Source organism: Pseudomonas sp. PAMC25584 (assembly GCF_058135675.1).
In genome coordinates this window covers 4,376,303-4,395,812 of the sequence record NZ_CM176870.1, presented here as the reverse complement: position 1 = coordinate 4,395,812, position 19,510 = coordinate 4,376,303, and the positions used below count along the sequence as shown (strand labels likewise).

Genomic DNA, 19,510 nt, shown 5'->3' with positions numbered 1-19,510 from the left:
GTCCAACGGCATTTGAAGGGGTCAGGGGTATGAATAAGTCAGCGTCCGCACAAGGTTTGGATGATCCGATCCTGCAATGGGTTACCTTCAAACTGGACAACGAGTCCTACGGCATCAACGTCATGCGCGTGCAGGAAGTGCTGCGCTACACCGAAATCGCTCCGGTTCCGGGTGCGCCAAGCTACGTGCTGGGCATCATCAACCTGCGCGGCAACGTGGTGACCGTGATCGACACCCGTCAGCGTTTCGGCCTGATACCGACCGAAGTCAACGACAACACCCGTATCGTGATCATCGAGGCCGACAAGCAAGTGGTCGGGATCATGGTCGACAGCGTGGCCGAAGTGGTTTACCTGCGCCAATCGGAAGTGGAAACCGCGCCGAACGTGGGTAACGAAGAGTCGGCCAAGTTCATCCAGGGCGTCTGCAACAAGAACGGCGAACTGCTGATTCTGGTCGAGCTGGACAAGATGATGAGCGAAGAAGAATGGTCGGATCTGGAGAGCATCTGATTGTTCCTTGAAGCAGCGGTGATTGTCCTGGCCCTGTTATGGGCCGGGACATTGGCGTTTTTGCTGCGCTCAGCGCGCCAGCAACGCGAGTGGGTGGCGCAACAGGCCGAACGCGACGCCCTGCGTGATCGGCGCGTGGTCGAGTTGGCCAAGCGCGTTGATCACTTCCAGCAAAGTGCGGTGCGGGTCGGGGATGAGGTGCATGAATTGCGCGCGATCCTCGCACCCATGCCGGATAAGTTGGAGCAGTTGGAGCAGCGTGATCCAGCGAACCTGTCTTTTGCCCAGGCGGCGAAGCTGGTGGGCATGGGCGCGACCGTGGATGAACTGACGCAGTCGTGTGGGTTGACCCAGGCTGAGGCGCAGTTGATGAGCAAGTTGCACAAAAGCTGATTGCGGCCTGTCAGGTTTATACCTATCCAACGGTAGGCGCTTGATGTTGCCCGCTGCCAATTAAATTCCAAACCCGATGGCTTTTTTCATCTCCTCAAAGGTCAACATCCTTCAAGTACCTTTGACCCCAGGAGAGTTCCCCCATGACCGCCCACAAAGCCCTGTTGATCCTCCACGGCAAGCAAGCCCTCAACGAGGAGGTGCGCGCCGCCGTGCTGGCTCGGCGTGAGCAGGGCTGGGAGCTGGCGGTGCGGGTGACGTGGGAGGGCGGCGACGCACAGCGGTTGGTCAAAGAGGCCCTCGACGGCGGGTACACGCGCATCATTGCCGGCGGTGGTGACGGCACCTTGCGTGATGTCGCCGAGGCGATGGCCCAGGCCGAGACCGACGCCAGCCTGGTGCTGATGCCTTTGGGTACTGCCAATGATTTTGCACGCGCCGCCGGTGTACCGCTGCAGCCCGATCAGGCCCTGGCGCTGCTGCACGTGCCGGCCAGGGCGATCGACCTCGGCCGCGTCGGTGGGCAAGTCTTCCTCAACATGGCGACCGGTGGCTTTGGCAGCCAGGTCACCGCCAACACCTCCGAAGAACTGAAGAAAGTGCTGGGCGGCGCGGCCTATTTGTTTACCGGTTTGTCGCGCTTCAGCGAGTTGAAGGCGGCGTATGGCGAGTTGGAAGGCCCGGGTTTCCATTGGAAAGGCGAGCTGCTCGCGCTGGGTATCGGCAACGGCCGCCAGGCAGGCGGTGGGCATGTGCTGTGCCCTGGCGCACTGGTGGACGATGGGTTGCTGGATATCAGCATTTTGCCGGCGCCCCAGGAAGTGGTCGGCACCCTGCGTGAACTGATGAACAATGGCTGGGGCCTGGACACCATGTTTGTCCGCGCGCGCCTGCCGTGGGTCAAGATCAAGGTCGCGCAAGGCTTGTACATCAACCTGGATGGCGAACCGCTGGAAGGCGATGATTTGCACTTCGAGATCGTGCCCAAGGCCCTGCGCGTGCACTTGCCGCCGGGCTCGCCCCTAGTCGTCCAGGCTGATGATCTGCTCGCGCACGGCAAATAACACCAGGCCCGCCACATCAAAAATTTGCAGGCGCTTCATGATTTGCGAGCGGTGGGCTTCTACGGTCTTGATGCTTAGCCCCAGGCCGTGGGCGATTTCCCGGGTGGATTTGCCGCGCACGATCAGGCGCAGGATTTCCAGCTGGCGAGCGGTGAGATTATGGTTGTGGGCGACCGGGGAGGCCGGGGCCTGGTTGCGTACCAGCGCCTGTTTGATCACGGTGTGGGCAATCGCCGGGCTCAGGTAGCGCTCGTCGTTGCTCAGCGCCAGCAGTGCTTGCTCCAGCTCGTTGGCGGTGGTGTCCTTGAGCAGGTAACCGTGGGCGCCGGACTCCAGCGCACGCATGATCAGCTCTGGGTCGGTGTGCATCGACAGGATCAGCACCTTGCTCTTGGGATAGGCCGTCTTGAGTTGACGCAACGCATCCAGGCCGCCAGTGTGTTTCATCGACAGGTCCAGCAGTACGATATCCGGCAATAGGGCGCTGAATGTTTCCAGCACCTGTGCGCCATCGCTGGCTTCGCCAATCACGGTGTAGCCGGGAATATCCTGGACCAGTGCGCGTACGCCGGCCCTGATCAGTGCGTGGTCATCCACCAGGAGTAAAGTGCGGGTCACTCGATAACCTTCGGGGAACTGGCCCGTTCGAGGGCGCGCGGCGCCCAGGGGAAAAGCGCGTCGATCCGTGTGCCTTTGCCTGGCTGGCTGCTGACGGACAACGAGCCCCCCAGTTGATCAATCCGCTCGGACATGCCGGCCATGCCCCGTTGGCCTTCCAGGCCTGGGTTGATGGCGGGCGAAAAACCCAGGCCGTCATCACTGATAAACAGCGACAGGCCCTGGGGTAGGCGCTGCAGGCGTACCAGCAGGTTTTGCGCCTGGGCATGGCGCAGCATGTTGGTCACCGCTTCCTGGGTGATGCGAAAAGCGGCCACGGCCATTTCTTCGGGGATGCCGGTCAGCCGTTGCTGGCATTCCAGGCTCCAGTGAATCGGGGTGTTTTCTAGGGTCTTGAGCAGGTGCGCGCGCAGGCTGGCTTCCAGGCCCAGGCTGGCCAACTGGCGAGGGTTGAGAATGGCGGATACGTCGCGCACCTTGGCCAGCGTCTCGTTCAGGGTGTTGCACAGCACCGTGCATTGGCCCTGCAGGTCTTCCGGCAGGCGGCGCTTGAGCCATTCGCTTTGTAGCTTGGCGGCGGTGAGCAATTGGCCGATATCGTCGTGCAGCTCACGGCTGAGGCGGTGCCGCTCGTTTTCCTGGACCTGCAACAGGCGGTCGGCCAGTTCCTGGGGCTGGAACTTGATCGATTTACGTGAATTCCAATGCAGCAGGCCCAACACCACCAGGGTGGCCAGGTTGAGTAGCAGCACCGTCAACGGCAAGGGTGCGGAGCGAGCGTAGGCCCACAGCCCCAGCAACAGCGAGCACAGGCACAACACGAGAACCAGTCGACGGGCATTGCTGCGGGAGGCGGATTTGGCGAGGAGTGACTTGAGGCTGGCGTACATAGCGGATGCTTTTCACGTTTTATGCATCATGAAGTTGGGTCACTTCGAGGGCGGCATGGTACCACTTTGCTTACCGTTGGTCGCCAGGCGTCATTCGTACAGTGTGGGGGCATGCCTATTTAGAAAAGTTGTCTATCGGCGGTTGTTTTGTATCGATTGTCTTTATAGCGCAGGCAACTTGGTTGCCTGCACTTATTGCAGGGCACATTAGTTATTCTTGTCGTTTTTGGGCAAGACGCTGGATAAAAGCGACACCTTACCGGTTAACGGCGCAGCCTTTCATGAGCGATGGGGCAGGCGCTGCTGTGGCTTATTGGCGAAGTCCTTTTGCGGGATCTGGAGAGTGACCGTCGCAATCAGTGAGGTTTGTTCGCTTTCGTCCAAACGCAGTTCACCGGTGCGGGTGTCGATCAGCTCCAGTTGCCACGCCAGTAATGTCAGGCAGTTGTTCAAGGCATCGAGGGCCTGATCGTGCAGTTGCAAAGGGCTCTCTGCGTTGGCAATCAGGTACTGGATATGTCGCGAGAACTCGCTGATCGCCCGCAAGGCCAGGTCATCGGCTTTTTCGGCGAGCGACGTTAGGCTGAACTTCATGCAGTCGATGGCATCGCTGTCATTACGAATCAAATGCAGATGGCTCAGGCACTCTTCCGACTTGCTTAGCAGCTTTTCGGCCTCTAGCAGGAACTCGGGAAGTGCAGTTTGCCACTCGTTCGCGCTATTCATCATGCAAGTCTCCACAACGTAAGGTCGGGTGATGAGATGTCGCACCGCGTGAATGGCGTAAAACTACCGCTGAAAGATGACTGAAATCTGTAGGTCGCTTCTGAGATTTTAGTAGGACGTTTATTTGAATGATTGCGTGAGGCGCGAACCGTCCTCGTCATCCGGGTCGATTGCACAACTTCGATTGCCGACACGTGAGTGTCTGGAAGACCGGTGGGCCGTGGGCTTACGATGGCAAACAAAAGCCTGACTCCATTCATGCAATGAGAATGGCGTCACATTAATGGCTATTAGATATCGCGAATATCAGGTCGGGCCTGATTGCGCATAGGGGAATCCCTTACACGGCGGAACCTCGCGTCGATTTAAATGTCGCGCAATGTTGCCGTTTTGCCAAATAATAAGGCCTGCACAGTAAAGCATGATGTCAGTGTGACATCAATCGATTTACGTGGCACTTTACAGGGGTCAAGGTCTGGCGCTTGCCGCCGATAACAAGCTTAGTGAACCGCATAATCCCTTAGCGCGACCTGCGCGCATATCAGGAGCTTTTAATGGCCGGCATTCTCGACACGGTAGATCAACGCACGCAACTGGTGGGTGAGAATCGCCTGGAGATTCTCATGTTTCGCCTGGCCGGGCGGCAGCTGTTCGCGATCAACGTATTCAAGGTGCAGGAAGTCTTGCAACTGCCCAAGCTGACCTTGATGCCCCAGCGCCACCCGTTTGTGTGTGGCGTGGTCAACCTGCGAGGCCAGACCCTGCCGGTGATCGACCTGTCCCAGGCCATCGGCATGCGTCCATTGGTGCCGGGGCCCAACAGCACCATCATCGTCACTGAGTACAACCGCTCGGTGCAGGCGTTCCTGGTGGGCGGCGTCGACCGCATCGTCAACATGAACTGGGAAGCCATCCTGCCGCCGCCGACCAGCGCCGGGCGCCAGCACTACCTCACCGCCATCAGCAAGGTCGATGACCAGTTGGTGGAAATCATCGACGTGGAAAAAGTCCTGGCCGAGATCGTGCCGTACAACGCCAAGGTCTCCCGCGAAAAACTCGATGATCCGGTACTGGAACGCGCCCGTGGCCGTGAAGTACTGCTGGTGGACGACTCCAATGTTGCGCTGTCGCAGTTGCGCGACACCCTGGGTCAGTTGGGGGTGAAAATGCACATCGCCAGCGACGGCCTCAAGGCGCTGAACATGCTCAAGGCCTGGGCCGACACGGGCCAGGTGATGACCGACAAATTGCTGATGATCTTCACCGACGCCGAAATGCCCGAGATGGACGGCTACCGCCTGACCACCGAAATCCGCAGCGACGCGCGCTTGCGTGGGCTGTACGTGGTGTTGCACACCTCGCTGTCGGGCAGCTTTAACGAGTCGATGGTGAAGAAGGTCGGGTGCGACAATTTCCTGTCCAAATTCCAGCCGGACAAGCTGGTAGATGTGGTGCGCGAGCGACTGATGCTGGACGTCGTATCGGCTTGACCTTAGGGTGACGGTTTTGCCCCCTTAGGAATGCAGGCCCATGCTTCGTCTCAGCGCGCTGTACCGTTACCCCTTGAAATCCGGCAAGGCTGAAATCTTGCAGCAGATCGGCCTGGATAAACTCGGCTTGGACGGCGATCGACGCTGGATGTTGGTGGACGAGGCCAGCGGGCGCTTTTTGACGCAGCGGGCCGTGGCGAAGATGAGCCAGTTGTCGGCGCTGTGGAACCGCAGTGGTGGCCTGACCCTCAGTTCGCCTGGCTACGCGGCGCTGGACGTGGCGCTGCCCGGCAGCGCGGCCGAGTTGCGCGGTGTGACCATCTGGCGCGACACCTTGCGCGTGCCGGATGCGGGCGATGAAGCTGCCGCCTGGGTCAGCGACTTTATCGGCAAGCCGACGCGGCTGGTACACGTCCCGCTGGAGCGCGCCCGCACCACTCAAGCCGGTTATGGCAAGGACGATGATCAGGTCGCGTTTGCCGACGGTTACCCGTTGCTGTTGATCGGCCAGGCCTCCCTGGACGACCTGTCCCGGCACGTCGGCCGACCTATGGACATGCTGCGCTTTCGCCCCAACCTGGTGATTGACGGCGCCGATGCGTTCGCCGAAGACGGCTGGAAACGCCTGCGTATCGGCGACGTCGAGTTTCGCGTGGTCAAACCGTGCTCACGCTGCATTCTCACCACCATCGACCCGCACACCGGCGAGCGCAGTGCCGACCGCGAACCCTTCGTGACGCTTGAGGCCTATCGCAAGACCGAAGACGGCGCGATGTTCGGCCAGAACCTGGTCAACGATGGCGTGGGCCGTCTCGAAGTGGGCATGCCGGTGACTGTCCTCGACTAATTCGCCTGCCCAAAAAAATGCCCGTCTCGCAGGAGACGGGCTTTTTTTCGCGCGGCGCAACTGCTTAGCCGCGGTATTCGCACAGGTAAGCGGTGTCGACGGCGACCTTCAACTGGAACTTGCTGTTGGCCGGAACGTGGAACAGGCTGCCAGTGGCGAAGGTTTCCCAGGTGTTGCTGTCGGGCAGTTTGACGCTTAGGGAACCGGACACTACGTGCATGATTTCACGCTGGGCGGTGCCGAATTCGTATTCGCCCGGGGCCATGACGCCGATGGTCGCCGGACCTTCTGCGGTGCCGAAAGCGATCGACTTGACGGTGCCGTCGAAGTACTCGTTGACTTTAAACATGGGAGAATCCTCGGAAAAGGGTCTGGAAAGGTCAGCCAGTATGCCCAAGGGCAGGGGAGCTGCCTAGACCGGCAAAATCAGCGGCAACAGGCGTGCGGTGTTGCGCGCATCCTCTAGCGCCCGATGTTGCTGGCCATGGAACTGCATCCCCGCCAATTGCAGGGCGCCATTGAGCCCCGTTGGCTTGTCCAGGCGCCGGGCCTTGGCGAAGCGTTGCTTGAGGTTGACGTGGGGCGTTTGGGCCAGCGCGCTGCTCAGGCCATGGCGCTGCCACTCCAGTTCGAGCTGCTGGCGATCGTAGTCGCCCCAACTGGCCCAGCCCTCCATGTGCGCCTGATGCTGGCCCAGCCAGCGCTCGAACAGCGCCCACACTTCGCTGAAGGGCGCGGCGCCGTCCATGTTTGCCTGGGTGATATGGGTCAGCTTGCGGCAAAAGGGCGTCAGCAATGGCCGACGCTGCGGCCGCACAAAGCGCTGGAAATGATCTCGCTCGCGACCCTGGCGGTTGACCAGGCTCGCGCCGATCTCGATGACTTCCATTTCCGTCACGGGCCAGCCGCCTTCATCCGTTGTGGCTTCAAGGTCAATAATCAGCCAATGAGGCATTGTGCAGGTTCCCGTACTCTTCCCGTCCTGATGGGGATAGAGCGTAGCCCGGCCGTAGAGTTCCGCCCAAGCTTTATTCGATCTCCAGCAACACCTGGCGATTGCGCACCTGATCGCCGGTTATGACCTGCACGGCCTTGATCACACCGTCGATGCCGGCCTTCAGCGGATGCTCCATTTTCATCGCTTCGAGCACCACCAGCAGTTGCCCCTGGGTCACGCGTTCACCGGCACGCACGCGCACCTCGACGATGGCGCCGTCCATCGGTGCCTTGACCATGCCGCCGCCGACCGGGGGTTGGCGGCTGGCGACGTGTTGGGTGCGGTTGGTCACGCTCACGCCGGGTAGCCACAGCTGGGCGCCGTCGAGGTGGTAGGCGCTGCGGTGGCGGATGCCGTTGATCACCGCAGTGGCCCACCGACCGTCGCTGCTGAGGTGGCGGATGTCGATGCCGTTGGCTTGCAGACGATGGTCGGCCAGGACGCTGACCGTGATGTCCTGGACCTCATCATCGACAGCCAACTGATAGGTCCACGGCACGTCAGCGCTGTTGCGCCACCCCGATAAAGCAGGGGGATGGGCCTGGGCGCTGTGTTGATAAAACAGTGCGGCCGCCAGGGCCAACTGTTCGGCGGTTGCGTTCGTGTGGCGGATGTCGCTGAAGTGTTCGGCGATCAACGCGGTGCTGAAATCGCCCTGGATAAACTGCGGGTGCTTGAGCAGGTCGGCCAATAGCTGCTGGTTGGTCGCCACGCCCAGCAGCACGCTGTCCTCCACGGCGCGCAGCAGCTTGCGCCGCGCCTCCTCGCGGGTGGCGCCATGGGCGATGATCTTGCCGAGCATCGGGTCATAGAACGGGCTGATGCGCTGACCTTCCAGCACACCATGGTCAATCCGCACACCGGCGGCCGGTTCCCAGCGCAACACCGCGCCGGTCTGCGGTAAAAAGCCCTGGGCCGGGTCTTCGGCGTACAGGCGCACTTCCATGGCGTGGCCGCTGAGGCTGACCTCAGATTGCGTTAACGGCAGCGGTTGGCCGGCGGCAATTTGCAGTTGCCAGTCGACCAGGTCGAGGCCGCTGATCAGCTCGGTCACCGGGTGTTCGACTTGCAGGCGCGTGTTCATTTCCAGGAAGTAGAACTGGCCGTCGCGGTCGAGCAGGAACTCTACCGTGCCGGCGCCGACGTAATTCACCGCACGCCCGGCCTTGAGGGCCGCGTCGCCCATGGCCTGGCGCAGGGCCGGGGTCATCACCGGGCAGGGCGCTTCTTCAATGATTTTTTGATGGCGGCGCTGGACCGAGCAGTCGCGTTCGCCGAGGTAGATCAGGTTGCCGTGGCTGTCGCCGAACAGCTGGATTTCGACGTGGCGCGGCTCGATCAGCGCCTGTTCCAGGATCAGTTCGTCACTGCCGAACGCGTTCAGGGCTTCGGAGCGGGCGGTGCGCAGTTGCTCATGCAAATGTTCGCGCTGATGCACCAGGCGCATTCCGCGGCCGCCGCCACCGGCGCTGGCCTTGATCATCAGCGGGTAGCCAATGCGTTCGGCTTCTATGTGCAACGTGGCGTCGTCCTGGGCGCTGCCTTGATAGCCGGCGATGCACGGGACGCCGGCCTCGAGCATGGCGAGTTTGGACAGGCGTTTGCTGCCCATCAGCTCAATGGCCTCGACGCTGGGGCCGATAAAGGTCAGCCCGGCGTTTGTGCAGGCGCGGGCGAAATCGGGGTTTTCAGAGAGAAAGCCGTAGCCGGGGTGGACCGCGTCGGCGCCCGTGCGTTGGGCCGCGCTGAGGATCGCTGGAATATTCAGGTAGGACTGCTGCGCCGGCGGCGGGCCGATATTCACGGCTTCGTCGGCCATCTGCACGTGCGCGGCCTGGGCGTCGGCGTCGCTGTAGACCGCCACGGTTCGGTAGCCCAATGCCTGGGCGGTGCGCTGGATGCGGCAGGCGATTTCGCCGCGGTTGGCGATCAGGATCTTGTTCATTGGGCCCACCGTGGCTTGCGCTTTTGCACAAAGGCCTGGGTGCCTTCGACACCTTCTTCGCCGGTCACCGCCTCGGCGAACCACGCGGCGGCCTGATCCAGCAGCGCGTCCATCGGTTGCTCCACGCTGGCCAGCAGCAACGCCTTGGTCCGCCCATTGGCCCCCGGCGCGCAGCGCAATACCTGGCCCAGTACTTCATCCAGGCGTTCGGCCAACGCCTGCGGATCGCGCTCGACAAAATGCACGACCCCCAACCGTTCAGCCTCGACCCCATCAAACCGCGCCGCCGTCAGCGCCAGCCGGCGTGCGTGCGTCAAACCGATCCGCTTGACCACAAACGGCGCGATCTGCGCGGGCAGCAAGCCCAGGCCGGTCTCCGGCAAGCCGAACTGCGCCTGGTGATCGGCCAGCGCGATATCACTGACGCACGCCAAGCCAAAGCCGCCGCCCAGCACCGCGCCTTGCAGCACCACGATCACCACTTGGGGCACGGCTTCAACTTCCTGCAGCAAGGTGCCGAATGCGCGGTTCAACGCCTGCAATTGCGCCTTGTCGCCAGCGCTGAGCATGTCTTTGACGTCCGCCCCGGCACAGAAATGCCCGGCCGCGCCGCTGATCACCAGTGCGCGGACCTGGCTGTCCAGTTGCGCCAGCACGGCACGCAGTTCATTGACCATCTCCAGGCTCATCGCGTTGCGGCTTTGCGGACGGTTGAGGGTGATGTGCAGCACACCGTTATGGGGTTCGAGCAGCAGCGTGTTCATGGTTTTTTCCCCGGCAGGGTGCCCATCAGTTTGCAGATAATGCCCAGCATGATTTCGTCGGCGCCGCCGCCAATCGACACCAGGCGCACATCGCGATAGGCGCGGGCCACCGGGTTGTCCCACATAAAGCCCATGCCGCCCCAGTATTGCAGGCAACTGTCGCTGACTTCGCGGCCCAGCCGCCCGGCCTTGAGTTTGGCCATGGAGGCCAGGCGCGTCACGTCCTGGCCCTTGATGTATTGCTCGGTGGCCTGGTAGACCAAGGCGCGCAGGCATTCGATTTCGGTGGCCAGTTCGGCCAGGCGAAAGTGGATGACCTGATTATCGATCAGTGCTTTGCCGAAGGTCTGGCGCGCCTTGCAGTATTCGATCGTGCTGTCGATGCAGTACTCCAGGCCCTTGATCATATTGGCCGCGCCAAACAGGCGTTCTTCCTGGAATTGCAGCATCTGCATCATGAAACCGGCGCCTTCGTGGCCGATGCGGTTGCGTTGCGGCACGCGCACGTCGTCGAAGAACACCTGGGCGGTCTCGGAGCTGTGCATGCCGAGTTTTTCCAAGGGCGGGCTGACGCTGATCCCCGGCGTGTTCATCGGCACCATGATCAGCGACTTGTTGATGTGTGGCTTGTCGTCGGAGGTGTTGGCCAGCAGGCACATGAAGTCGGCGCTCGGCGAGTTGGTGATCCACATTTTGCTGCCGTTGATCACGTAGTCGTCGCCGTCCTTGCGTGCCTGGGTTTTCAGCCCGGCCACATCGGACCCGGCGCCGGCTTCCGAGACGCCGATGCAACCGACTTGCTCGCCGCTGATGGCCGGGCGCAGGAATTCTTCGCGCAGTGCATCGCTGCCGAAGCGGGCGAGGGCGGGGGTGCACATGTCGGTCTGTACGCCGATGGACATGGGGATGCCGCCGCAGTGGATGCTGCCGAATTCTTCGGCGGCGACGATCGAGTAGCTGTAGTCCAGGCCCATGCCGCCGAATTGTTCGGGTTTGGAGATGCCCAGTAGGCCGAGGTCGCCGGCCTTGCGGAAGAGGTCGTGGATGGGGAAGCGGCCGGCTTTTTCCCATGCGTCGACGTGGGGGTTGATCTCGCGGTCGACGAAGGCGCGGACGGTGCGGCGCAGTGCCTGGTGTTCTTGGGTGAAGATCATTTTTATTGTTCTCCCTGTGGGCGTTCTTCGGGTGTGCATGGCTCCATCTGTGGGAGCGGGTTTGCCTGCGGTCTTACAGCGGGTAGATATCCAATGGGTCCACCTCGCTCCAAATGTGGGAGGGGGCTTGCCCCCGATGGCGGCCTCTGGGCCGACCATTTTTTTGGGTTGAGTTGAGTACATATCCATTGCTGCGGTAACGGCTGCTATGGGTTCCGCTCTTACAGCGGGTCACTTTTGGAAAAGAGCCCCAAAAGTAACCAAAAGGGCTCTTGCCCCACCACTCGGCACCTCGTCTAGGCTCGGTGTGCCCGAACGCAGGCTTGAATCCGTGGGCCGCCGTCATGGGCCATCCCTGGCCCAGGACGGCTAACCCGGCGTCCTGCCGGGTTGCCCACGGATTCAAGCCTGCGTTCGGCCAGCGTGGTTTTACGGGGCGCCTAAGATCAAAATCAAAAGCAGAGCAACAGCAGCGTTTCGTTGTCTTGATTGCTTTAGAACCGTGCTACGCCAAAGCTGTTCGGCTGCAACGCTCGCATGTCGGCTTCATGGCAAATATCCAGCAGGAACCCCAACAACGTGCGGGTATCCCGTGGGTCGATGAGGCCGTCATCCCATAGGTTCGCGCTGCCGTACAGCGCGGTGGATTGGCTGTCGAGTTTCTGTGCGGTGACTTGTTCCAGCATGTCCAGCATCTTGGGGTCGGGCACCAGGCCGTCTTTCAGTTGTTTGGCTTCGGTGACGATGCGCAGCACCTTGCCGGCCTGGGCGCCGCCCATCACGGCGGTGCGGCTGTTGGGCCAGGCGAAGATGAAGCGCGGGTCGAGGCCGCGGCCGCACATGGCGTAGTTGCCGGCGCCGTAGGAGCCGCCGACCACCACGGTGAGTTTAGGCACGCGGGCATTGGCCACCGCCTGGATCATCTTCGCGCCGTGCTTGATCACGCCTTGCTGTTCCGCCTCGGTGCCGACCATAAAGCCGGTGGTGTTGTGCAGGAACAGCAACGGCGTGCGGCTCTGGTCGCACAGTTGGATGAATTGCGCGGCCTTGCTGGCGCCCTTGGGCGTGATTGGGCCGTTATTGCCGATCACGCCGAGCGCCCGGCCCTGGATGTGCAGGTGGCCGCAGACGGTATGCGCGTCGAACTCGCCCTTGAACTCGAGGAAGTTCGAACCGTCGGCCAGGCGCGCGAGGATTTCGCGGACGTCGTAGGGCTTTTTCGGGTCGTCGGGGATCAGCCCGAGCAGTTCGTCGATGGGGTACAGCGGCTCGGCATACGTGCGTTTCGGGATGAGCGGCAGGCGCTCGTTCCACGGCAGCAGGCTGACGATCTCGCGCACGATGCGCACTCCGTCGGCATCGTTTTCCGCCAGGTATTCGGCGGTGCCGGCGGTTTGCGCGTGCATCTCGGCGCCGCCCAGTGCTTCATCGGTGGCGACTTCGCCGGTCGCGGCCTTGAGCAGCGGCGGGCCGGCCAGGAACAGCTTGGCTTTGCCGCGCACCACCACCACGTAATCCGACAGCCCCGGCTGATACGCGCCGCCCGCCGTGGCCGAACCGTGGACCACGGTGATCTGCGGCAAGCCCATGGCCGACATGCGCGCCTGGTTGGCAAAGCTGCGCGCGCCTTCGACGAAAATCTCCGCCGCGTAGTTGAGGTTGGCGCCGCCGCTTTCGGCGAGGGTCACCACCGGCAGGTGGTTTTCCATGGCGATCTGTTGCAGGCGCAAGGATTTCTTCAGGCCCGTGGGGGAGATCGTGCCGCCCTTGATCGCGCTGTTATTCGCCACCACCAGTACGCGCACGCCGCTGACGTAACCGATGCCGGCGATCAATCCGCCGCCGGCTGCGCTGCCGTCCTTGTCGTCATGCATTTTGTAGCCGGCCAGGCTGGCCAGTTCCAGGAACGGCGCGCCAGGGTCCAGCAGCAGGTTGAGGCGCTCGCGCGGCAGCAATTGCCCGCGTTTGTCGAACTTGGGCTTGGCTTGCTGCGCCTTGCTCAACAGGTTCTGTTCCAAAAGGCGCAGGTGCTGCAGGCTCGCCAGCATCGCTTCGCGGTTGCGGGCGAAGTCCGGGCTATGGGCGTCGATCAGTGTTTCGATCATCGGCATGGTTTATGGCTCTCCCTTGAGGACATCCGGCAGGTACGCGCGGTGGAAGCCGTTGAACGCTGCGCTCGGCGTGTGCGCCTTGGGCAGCGGCCAGGCGCGATTGCCCAGGCTGGCGGCACCGTCGATACGCAGGGTGCTGCCGCTGACGAAGGCGGCGGCGGGGCTGAGCAGAAACACGATGGCCGCACTGACTTCCGATTCGGTGCCGATGCGCTTGAGCGGCACGTGCTCGCGCAGGGTCGGGATCACCGCCTTGAACGCGCCCTCGTAGGTGTCCATGCCGCTGGACGCAATCCAGCCCGGCGCCACCGCGTTGACCCGCACCCCGGCGTACCCCCATTCGAAGGCCGCGGTCTTGGTGAAGTTGTCCATGCCCGACCGCGCCGCGCCCGAGTGGCCCATGCCGGGCATGCCGCCCCACATGTCGGCGAGCATGTTGACGATGGCGCCGCCGTGCTTGCTCATCGACTGGTTGAACACTTCCCGCGCCATCAGGAAGCCGCCGACCAGGTTGGTGCGCAACACGGTTTCGAAGCCTTTCTGATTGATCGAGGCCAGCGGCGACGGGTATTGGCCGCCAGCGTTGTTGACCAGGCCGTGGACCGGGCCATGGTCGTGGATAATCTGCGCGACCAGCGCCTTCACCGCTTCCTCATCGCGGATATCGCAGGCCTGCCAATGGGCGCTGCCGCCATCTTCGGTGATTTCTTGCGCGACCTTCTGCAGCTTTTGTGGCGTGCGCCCCACCAGGATCACGTGGGCGCCGAGGGCCGCCAGTTCATGCGCGGTGCAGCGGCCAATCCCGCTACCGCCGCCGGTGACGATCACGGTTTGCCCCTGGAACAGGTCGGCTTTGAAGATCGAGTCGAAGGCCACGGCAACGCTCCTTTAGGTGAGTTGATCGGCGATGTGTTGCGGCACGGCGATAGGGATCTCCAGCAACTGCTGGGCGAAGGCCTTGCCTTGCGGGTCGATGCGCAGGCTGGCGATGCCGCCACCGCCCAGGGCGTTTTCCAGCAGCAAGTTGAGGCTGTGGCTACCGGGCAGGTACCAGCGCTCGACGCGACCGTGGATCGGATCGAGCACGTGGCGCATCCAGTCGACGACCACTTCAGGGGTCAGGGCTTCGGCGATCCACGGCAGGTATGCCGGGTCGCGGGCAATCACCCCAATATTGCTGTGGTTGCCCTTGTCGCCGGAGCGGGCCACCGCGAGTTTCACCAGCGGCACGCTGGCGTCGGCGCGGCCTTGGGGTTTGGGCGGATCGATGGCCGCCGCCGGCGTGCCCAGTGGCTGGGTGGCCGGGAGGGCGCAAGGGTGACGCTCACCCTGGAAATCAATCGCCAGCTCACAAGACGATTTATCGATCAGAAACGAAAACAGCCGAATTAGCGGGTACACCGTCGGCCGCCCGCCGACGATACCGGTCAGCCCCGGCGCCATGCCGGTCGCGGCCTGGGCGATTTCGCGGGCGAACAGCAGCAGCGCCTGCTTGCTCGGGTGGCGCACCGCCAGCTTCACCACCACCTCGCGGCAGTCCTGGCGTTGGGCATGGGCACCGTAGGTGGCTTCGCTGCCGAGCTGTTCGATATTCACTTCGGTATAGGGCGCCCAGCCGTGTAGGCTGAACAGTTCCGAGGTCTTGTTGATAATCGCCTGGCTGACCCGCTCGGCCTTGGCCACCGCATCGATCCCGGCAATCAGGCAACTGGCAGTGCAGCGAAAGCCATCCGGGTAGGTGGCACTGACCTTGTAGTGGTCGGTCGGCGGCAAACCCTTGGCACCGTGCAGACGCACACTGTGTTTGCCTTGCTGCTGCAATTTGACCTGGCTGAAATCGCAGATCACATCGGGCAGCAAGTAGGCACGCGGGTCGCCGATTTCGTAGAGCAGTTGTTCGGCCACGCTCAGCTCGCTGATCAACCCGCCGCTGCCCGCGACTTTATTCACGCTGAACTGGCCGTCGGCGCTGACGTCGACGATGGGAAACCCGATGTGCTCGTAGTCCGGCACGTCGCGCCAATCGGTGAAGTTGCCGCCGGTACACTGCGCGCCGCATTCGATGATATGCCCGGCCAGGGCCGCCTGGGCGAGGCGGTCGTAGTCCTGCCACGACCAGTTGAATTCATGCACCAACGCGGCGCTGACCACCGCGCTGTCGACCACCCGCCCGGTGATGACGATATCTGCGCCCAGCTCAAGGGCGCGGACAATGCCCGGCGCGCCGAGGTAGGCATTGGCGGATACGCACAGCGGCGGCAGCGGCGCGCCGTTGAACATGTCGACGCTGCCGCGCAGGTGTTTGAGTTGGGGTTGCAGGTCATCGCCCAGCAGCACGGCGATTTTCAGCGGCAGTTGCGCAGCATCGCAGGCCGCTTGCAGGGCAGCGGCGCAGGCCTGGGGGTGGATGCCCCCCGCGTTGCTGATCACGCGGATGCCTTGGCGTTGGATCTCGGCCAGCAGCGGTGTCAGCACATCGACAAAGTCTGTGGCGTAGCCGGCCTGAGGATCTTTCATCCGCGCGCCAGCGAGGATCGACATCGTGACTTCCGCCAGATAGTCGAATACCAGGTAATCCAGCTTGCCGCCGTGTACCAACTGGGCGGCGGCGGTGCAGGTGTCGCCCCAGAAGGCGCTGGCGCAGCCGATACGAACCGTCTTGCTCATGAGAAATCCTTCCTCGAATGGCTGCTGACGAGACTACCAAGCAAGCGCTTGGTTTGTAAACTCCGGACACAGTTTTCGGCCAAGCGCTTGCTTGGCTGGCAGGCACGGCCTAAATTGCCGCCCAAGACGTCAGTAGAAGTAGAGGAGAGCAGCATGGATGAGCAAAAAGCCCTGCGGGTGATGCGCACCATGGTCGACGGCGGCCAATTGACCGACCCCGAGAGTGCCCGGGGCAAGTTGCTGCAAACCGCGGCTCACCTGTTTCGCAACAAGGGCTTCGAACGCACCACCGTGCGCGACTTGGCCGGCGCCGTAGGTATCCAGTCCGGCAGCATCTTTCATCACTTCAAGAGCAAGGACGAGATCCTGCGTGCGGTCATGGAAGAAACCATCCACTACAACACCGCGCTGATGCGCGCTTCGCTGGAAGAAGCGAACACCGTGCGCGAACGGGTGCTGGCGCTGATTCGCTGCGAATTGCAGTCGATCATGGGCGGCAGCGGCGAAGCCATGGCGGTGCTGGTGTACGAGTGGCGTTCGCTGTCGGCCGAAGGCCAGGCCCAGGTGCTCGCCTTGCGTGATGTGTATGAGACGATCTGGCTGCAGGTGCTGGGCGAGGCCAAGGTCGCCGGCTACATCAAGGGGGACGTGTTTATCACCCGGCGCTTCCTCACCGGCGCCTTGTCCTGGACCACCACCTGGTTCCGCGCCGAGGGCAGTCTGACTCTTGAACAGTTAGCCGAAGAGGCGTTGTTGATGGTTTTGAAGGCTGATTGAGGTGCAAGCTGTTAATTCGGCGGTGGAAAGTTGTCTCGCCAGACAAAAACGCCTAGCTTACTGCCATCAGCATGTTAAACGGTGTGTGCCTTAATGTTTTCGCCATTGCGATTGGCTGTAGGACTTACTTTATGGGCACTGGGCACGGCGGCGTGGATGCCGGCTTCGGCTGCGCAATTGGTGAGGATCGGCGCTGCGCATTTTCCGCCCTACACCGTGCGCCCCGAGCAAGGCGCCGACACCGGATTGCTGCCGCAGTTGGTCGTAGCCCTGAACGCCTCGCAAACCGACTATCAGTTCGTGCTGGTGCCGACCTCGATCCCGCGGCGCTTTCGCGATTTTGAGCAGGGCCGGGTCGACGTGGCGATTTTCGAAAACCCTGACTGGGGCTGGCAGAAAATTCCCCACACCACGGTCGACATGGGCCTGGAAGATGCCGAAATCTTCGTCGCCCAGCGTGAGCCCGGTCGCGACCAGAACTATTTCGCCAGCCTTGGCGGCAAGCGCCTGGCGGTATTCAGCGGTTATCACTACGCCTTCGCCAACTTCAATCCCGACCCCAAGTTCATGGCCGAGCACTTCAACGCGACGTTGACCTACTCCCATGACAGCAACCTGTTGATGGTCGCTCGCGGCCGCGCCGATATCGCCCTGGTGACCCGCTCGTACCTGAGTGATTTTCTGGCGCGCAACGCCGATATGGCTGCACAGTTCCTGATCTCGCAGCGCGTCGACCAGGTGTACCACCATTACGCCTTGCTACGGCCCAATGCACCGATCAGCGGGCCTGCGTTTGCCGAACTGATCAAACGTTTGCGCGACGACGGCGAGCTGCTGAAAATATTCGAGCCCTACCGCATCGATGTGACGGCCGTGCCCTGAGGTTGCAGGCGATCAACATGGGCGAGGGCGCGCTTCAGACCCGCCGCGCAAACGTATCGCTGTGACTGCCCGACACCTTGCGGCAATGCACCAGCGCATCGCGAATCATGAAGTTGACCAGGGTCGGTGAAACGCCGAGTTCCTTGGCGATGTCCTTTTGCGGTACGCCGTGCAGGCGGTACATCTCGAACGCATAGCGGGTGCGCTGGGGCAGCTCCGTCAGGGCGTCGGCGATGTTATCCAGGGTGTTGAAATTGATGTGCGAGGCTTCCGGTGAAGCGCCGTGAATAACCACATTCAAGCCTTCCTCTTCGGTCCCCGAATATCTGAGCTCCAGAGCCTGCTTGCGATAGTGATCGATCGCCAGGTTGCGCACGATCTGAAACAGATAACTCAATTGGGCCTTGAACGATGAGGTGATCGTCGGCGCCGCTTGCAGCCGGAAGTAGGCGTCCTGCACGACGTCTTCGGCCCGGGAGCGGCATCCGGTAATGCGTGCCGCGATCTTCACCAGAATCAGCCGATTATCGACGAATGCCTGGAGAAGCGGTGAGTCGCACCTGCCTGTGGATACTTGTTCCGTCATGGAAATCACCTTGTCGCAAAGAGGTTGGGGGAGGGCGTCCTTGCTGAGGCCTCCTACACATCGGGCAACAAATTATGATGAATGATAATTATTGTCAAATGAGAAGACGAACTAATCATATATTGACGCGAAAGGTGTGACCGACGTCTCGCTCGTCCTCTGCGACTAATTATTTGCCAGTGCCGTGCGTTCTTCTGGGTGACAGGTCCGTTAGTAAAACGGCCAAGGATCAGCACCTGCAGGAGGGCGAGATGGGTTTCTATCGTGCGTACAGCGCGTTTCAGGTTGGGGTTGCCGAGCGATGAGCGCGCCCACTCGACTGCGCCTGTTCTGCCTGCCTTATTCGGGGGCCAGCGCCATGGTGTACGTGCGTTGGCGCCGCGTTCTGCCGGACTGGTTGCAGGTGTGCCCACTGGAGTTGCCGGGGCGCGGCATGCGCATGGATGAGCCCTTGCAGCGTGACATCGGCGCCTTGGCTGCGCAGTTGGCGGATGAAATCAGCCGTGACCTGGACGGCCCTTACGCGCTGTTCGGCCACAGCCTTGGCGGCCTCCTGGCGTTCGAGCTGGCGCATGCGCTGAAAGCGCGCAACGTGCCCGCGCCGCTGGCACTGTTTGCCTCCGGCACTGCCGGCCCGGCGCGGCGCGATGTCAGCGAATACGCCCTCGAAAAGACCGATGAGCAACTGATCGCCCGCCTGCGCGAACTGCAAGGCACCGCCGAAGAGGCCCTGGCCAACCGCGAATTGATGCAACTGATGCTGCCGATCCTGCGCGCCGATTTCCTCCTGTGCGGCAGCTTCACCTACGGCCGACGCGAGCCGCTGGGCATGCCGATCCATGTGTTCGGCGGCAAACAGGACAGCGTGCGCGCCGACCAGTTACTCGACTGGCAGGCAGACGCCGCCAGCGGCTTTTCCCTGGACCTGTTCGACGGCCACCACTTCTTCCTCGTGCAGCACGAAAGCGCGGTGCTGCGCTGCATGCGGCGCTACGCCGAGGAACACCTGGCGCGCTGGCGCAATGGCGCGGCGCGGCAACTGGCCGCTGGCTGAACGCTCCCCGATTTCCCGTAAGCCGAATTTCCC

Annotated in this window: 20 protein-coding genes; 8 read left to right on the top strand and 12 right to left on the bottom strand. The window is 62.2% G+C overall.

What is annotated here, in order from left to right; all coding sequences use genetic code 11:
* The first annotated feature begins 29 nt into the window (after positions 1-29).
* The 3 genes from ACS5Q8_RS20345 to yegS all read left to right on the top strand — a co-directional run bounded on the left by ACS5Q8_RS20345 (position 30) and on the right by yegS (position 1,969).
* A complete protein-coding gene (locus tag ACS5Q8_RS20345; protein WP_198717126.1) occupies positions 30-512 on the top strand; it encodes a chemotaxis protein CheW in 483 nt (160 codons plus the stop codon).
* Positions 513-905 (top strand): DUF2802 domain-containing protein, encoded by a 393-nt coding sequence (locus tag ACS5Q8_RS20340; RefSeq protein WP_426100038.1) that lies wholly within the window; start codon positions 513-515, stop codon positions 903-905.
* 143 nt (positions 906-1,048) lie between these two features.
* On the top strand, positions 1,049-1,969 hold the full coding sequence (gene yegS, locus ACS5Q8_RS20335) for a lipid kinase YegS (protein ID WP_465159369.1): 921 nt from the start codon (positions 1,049-1,051) through the stop codon (positions 1,967-1,969).
* Here yegS and ACS5Q8_RS20330 read toward each other — a convergent pair.
* The 3 genes from ACS5Q8_RS20330 to ACS5Q8_RS20320 all read right to left on the bottom strand — a co-directional run bounded on the left by ACS5Q8_RS20330 (position 1,928) and on the right by ACS5Q8_RS20320 (position 4,206).
* Positions 1,928-2,587 (bottom strand): response regulator transcription factor, encoded by a 660-nt coding sequence (locus ACS5Q8_RS20330; protein ID WP_247406288.1) that lies wholly within the window; start codon positions 2,585-2,587, stop codon positions 1,928-1,930. The genes yegS and ACS5Q8_RS20330 overlap by 42 nt on opposite strands.
* A complete protein-coding gene (locus ACS5Q8_RS20325) occupies positions 2,584-3,477 on the bottom strand; it encodes a sensor histidine kinase (protein WP_276194190.1) in 894 nt (297 codons plus the stop codon). The genes ACS5Q8_RS20330 and ACS5Q8_RS20325 overlap by 4 nt, the downstream gene beginning before the upstream one ends.
* 279 nt (positions 3,478-3,756) lie before the next feature.
* Positions 3,757-4,206 carry a hypothetical protein gene (locus ACS5Q8_RS20320; protein WP_276194189.1) on the bottom strand — a complete coding sequence of 150 codons (450 nt, stop codon included), beginning with the start codon at positions 4,204-4,206 and terminating at the stop codon, positions 3,757-3,759.
* 551 nt (positions 4,207-4,757) lie between these two features.
* Here ACS5Q8_RS20320 and ACS5Q8_RS20315 point away from each other — a divergent pair.
* Positions 4,758-5,693 (top strand): chemotaxis protein CheV, encoded by a 936-nt coding sequence (locus ACS5Q8_RS20315; protein WP_276194188.1) that lies wholly within the window; start codon positions 4,758-4,760, stop codon positions 5,691-5,693.
* Between the two features lie 40 nt (positions 5,694-5,733).
* Positions 5,734-6,540: an MOSC domain-containing protein gene (locus tag ACS5Q8_RS20310; protein ID WP_465159368.1), complete on the top strand. Its 807-nt coding sequence runs from the start codon at positions 5,734-5,736 to the stop codon at positions 6,538-6,540.
* Between the two features lie 64 nt (positions 6,541-6,604).
* Here the strand turns inward: ACS5Q8_RS20310 and ppnP are convergent, their stop codons facing one another.
* The 8 genes from ppnP to ACS5Q8_RS20270 all read right to left on the bottom strand — a co-directional run bounded on the left by ppnP (position 6,605) and on the right by ACS5Q8_RS20270 (position 16,178).
* Entirely contained in the window at positions 6,605-6,889 is a 285-nt protein-coding gene (gene ppnP / locus ACS5Q8_RS20305; RefSeq protein ID WP_465159367.1) for a pyrimidine/purine nucleoside phosphorylase, read from the bottom strand.
* A 63-nt stretch (positions 6,890-6,952) separates the two neighbouring features.
* Positions 6,953-7,495, bottom strand: a complete 543-nt coding sequence (locus ACS5Q8_RS20300) for a 3'-5' exonuclease (RefSeq protein ID WP_426100035.1) — start codon at positions 7,493-7,495, stop codon at positions 6,953-6,955.
* 73 nt (positions 7,496-7,568) lie between these two features.
* Positions 7,569-9,482, bottom strand: a complete 1,914-nt coding sequence (locus ACS5Q8_RS20295; protein WP_426100034.1) for an acetyl/propionyl/methylcrotonyl-CoA carboxylase subunit alpha — start codon at positions 9,480-9,482, stop codon at positions 7,569-7,571.
* Positions 9,479-10,246, bottom strand: coding sequence for an enoyl-CoA hydratase/isomerase family protein (locus tag ACS5Q8_RS20290; protein WP_426100033.1), 768 nt, complete (start codon positions 10,244-10,246; stop codon positions 9,479-9,481). The genes ACS5Q8_RS20295 and ACS5Q8_RS20290 overlap by 4 nt, the downstream gene beginning before the upstream one ends.
* The gene (atuD, locus tag ACS5Q8_RS20285; RefSeq protein ID WP_276194183.1) at positions 10,243-11,400 is read right to left on the bottom strand and encodes a citronellyl-CoA dehydrogenase; all 1,158 of its coding nucleotides are present in this window, start codon (positions 11,398-11,400) and stop codon (positions 10,243-10,245) included. Before atuD ends, ACS5Q8_RS20290 begins: the two co-directional genes overlap by 4 nt.
* 494 nt (positions 11,401-11,894) lie before the next feature.
* A complete protein-coding gene (atuC, locus tag ACS5Q8_RS20280; protein ID WP_443696159.1) occupies positions 11,895-13,511 on the bottom strand; it encodes a geranyl-CoA carboxylase subunit beta in 1,617 nt (538 codons plus the stop codon).
* Positions 13,512-13,514: 3 nt separating this feature from the next.
* Complete coding sequence (locus ACS5Q8_RS20275) at positions 13,515-14,387, bottom strand: SDR family oxidoreductase (protein WP_276194181.1); 873 nt, start codon at positions 14,385-14,387, stop codon at positions 13,515-13,517.
* A gap of 12 nt (positions 14,388-14,399) precedes the next feature.
* Positions 14,400-16,178, bottom strand: coding sequence for an acyclic terpene utilization AtuA family protein (locus tag ACS5Q8_RS20270; RefSeq protein WP_465159366.1), 1,779 nt, complete (start codon positions 16,176-16,178; stop codon positions 14,400-14,402).
* A gap of 153 nt (positions 16,179-16,331) precedes the next feature.
* Here ACS5Q8_RS20270 and ACS5Q8_RS20265 point away from each other — a divergent pair, with 153 nt between their 5' ends.
* Complete coding sequence (locus ACS5Q8_RS20265; RefSeq protein WP_276194179.1) at positions 16,332-16,955, top strand: TetR/AcrR family transcriptional regulator; 624 nt, start codon at positions 16,332-16,334, stop codon at positions 16,953-16,955.
* A 93-nt stretch (positions 16,956-17,048) separates the two neighbouring features.
* Complete coding sequence (locus tag ACS5Q8_RS20260) at positions 17,049-17,837, top strand: substrate-binding periplasmic protein (RefSeq protein WP_276194178.1); 789 nt, start codon at positions 17,049-17,051, stop codon at positions 17,835-17,837.
* Between the two features lie 34 nt (positions 17,838-17,871).
* Here the strand turns inward: ACS5Q8_RS20260 and ACS5Q8_RS20255 are convergent, their stop codons facing one another.
* Positions 17,872-18,423 (bottom strand): RNA polymerase factor sigma-70, encoded by a 552-nt coding sequence (locus tag ACS5Q8_RS20255; RefSeq protein WP_426100028.1) that lies wholly within the window; start codon positions 18,421-18,423, stop codon positions 17,872-17,874.
* 301 nt (positions 18,424-18,724) lie between these two features.
* On the opposite strand from ACS5Q8_RS20255, the gene ACS5Q8_RS20250 reads away from it, so the two are divergent.
* Positions 18,725-19,477 (top strand): thioesterase II family protein, encoded by a 753-nt coding sequence (locus tag ACS5Q8_RS20250; RefSeq protein ID WP_276194176.1) that lies wholly within the window; start codon positions 18,725-18,727, stop codon positions 19,475-19,477.
* Positions 19,478-19,510: the final 33 nt, after the last annotated feature.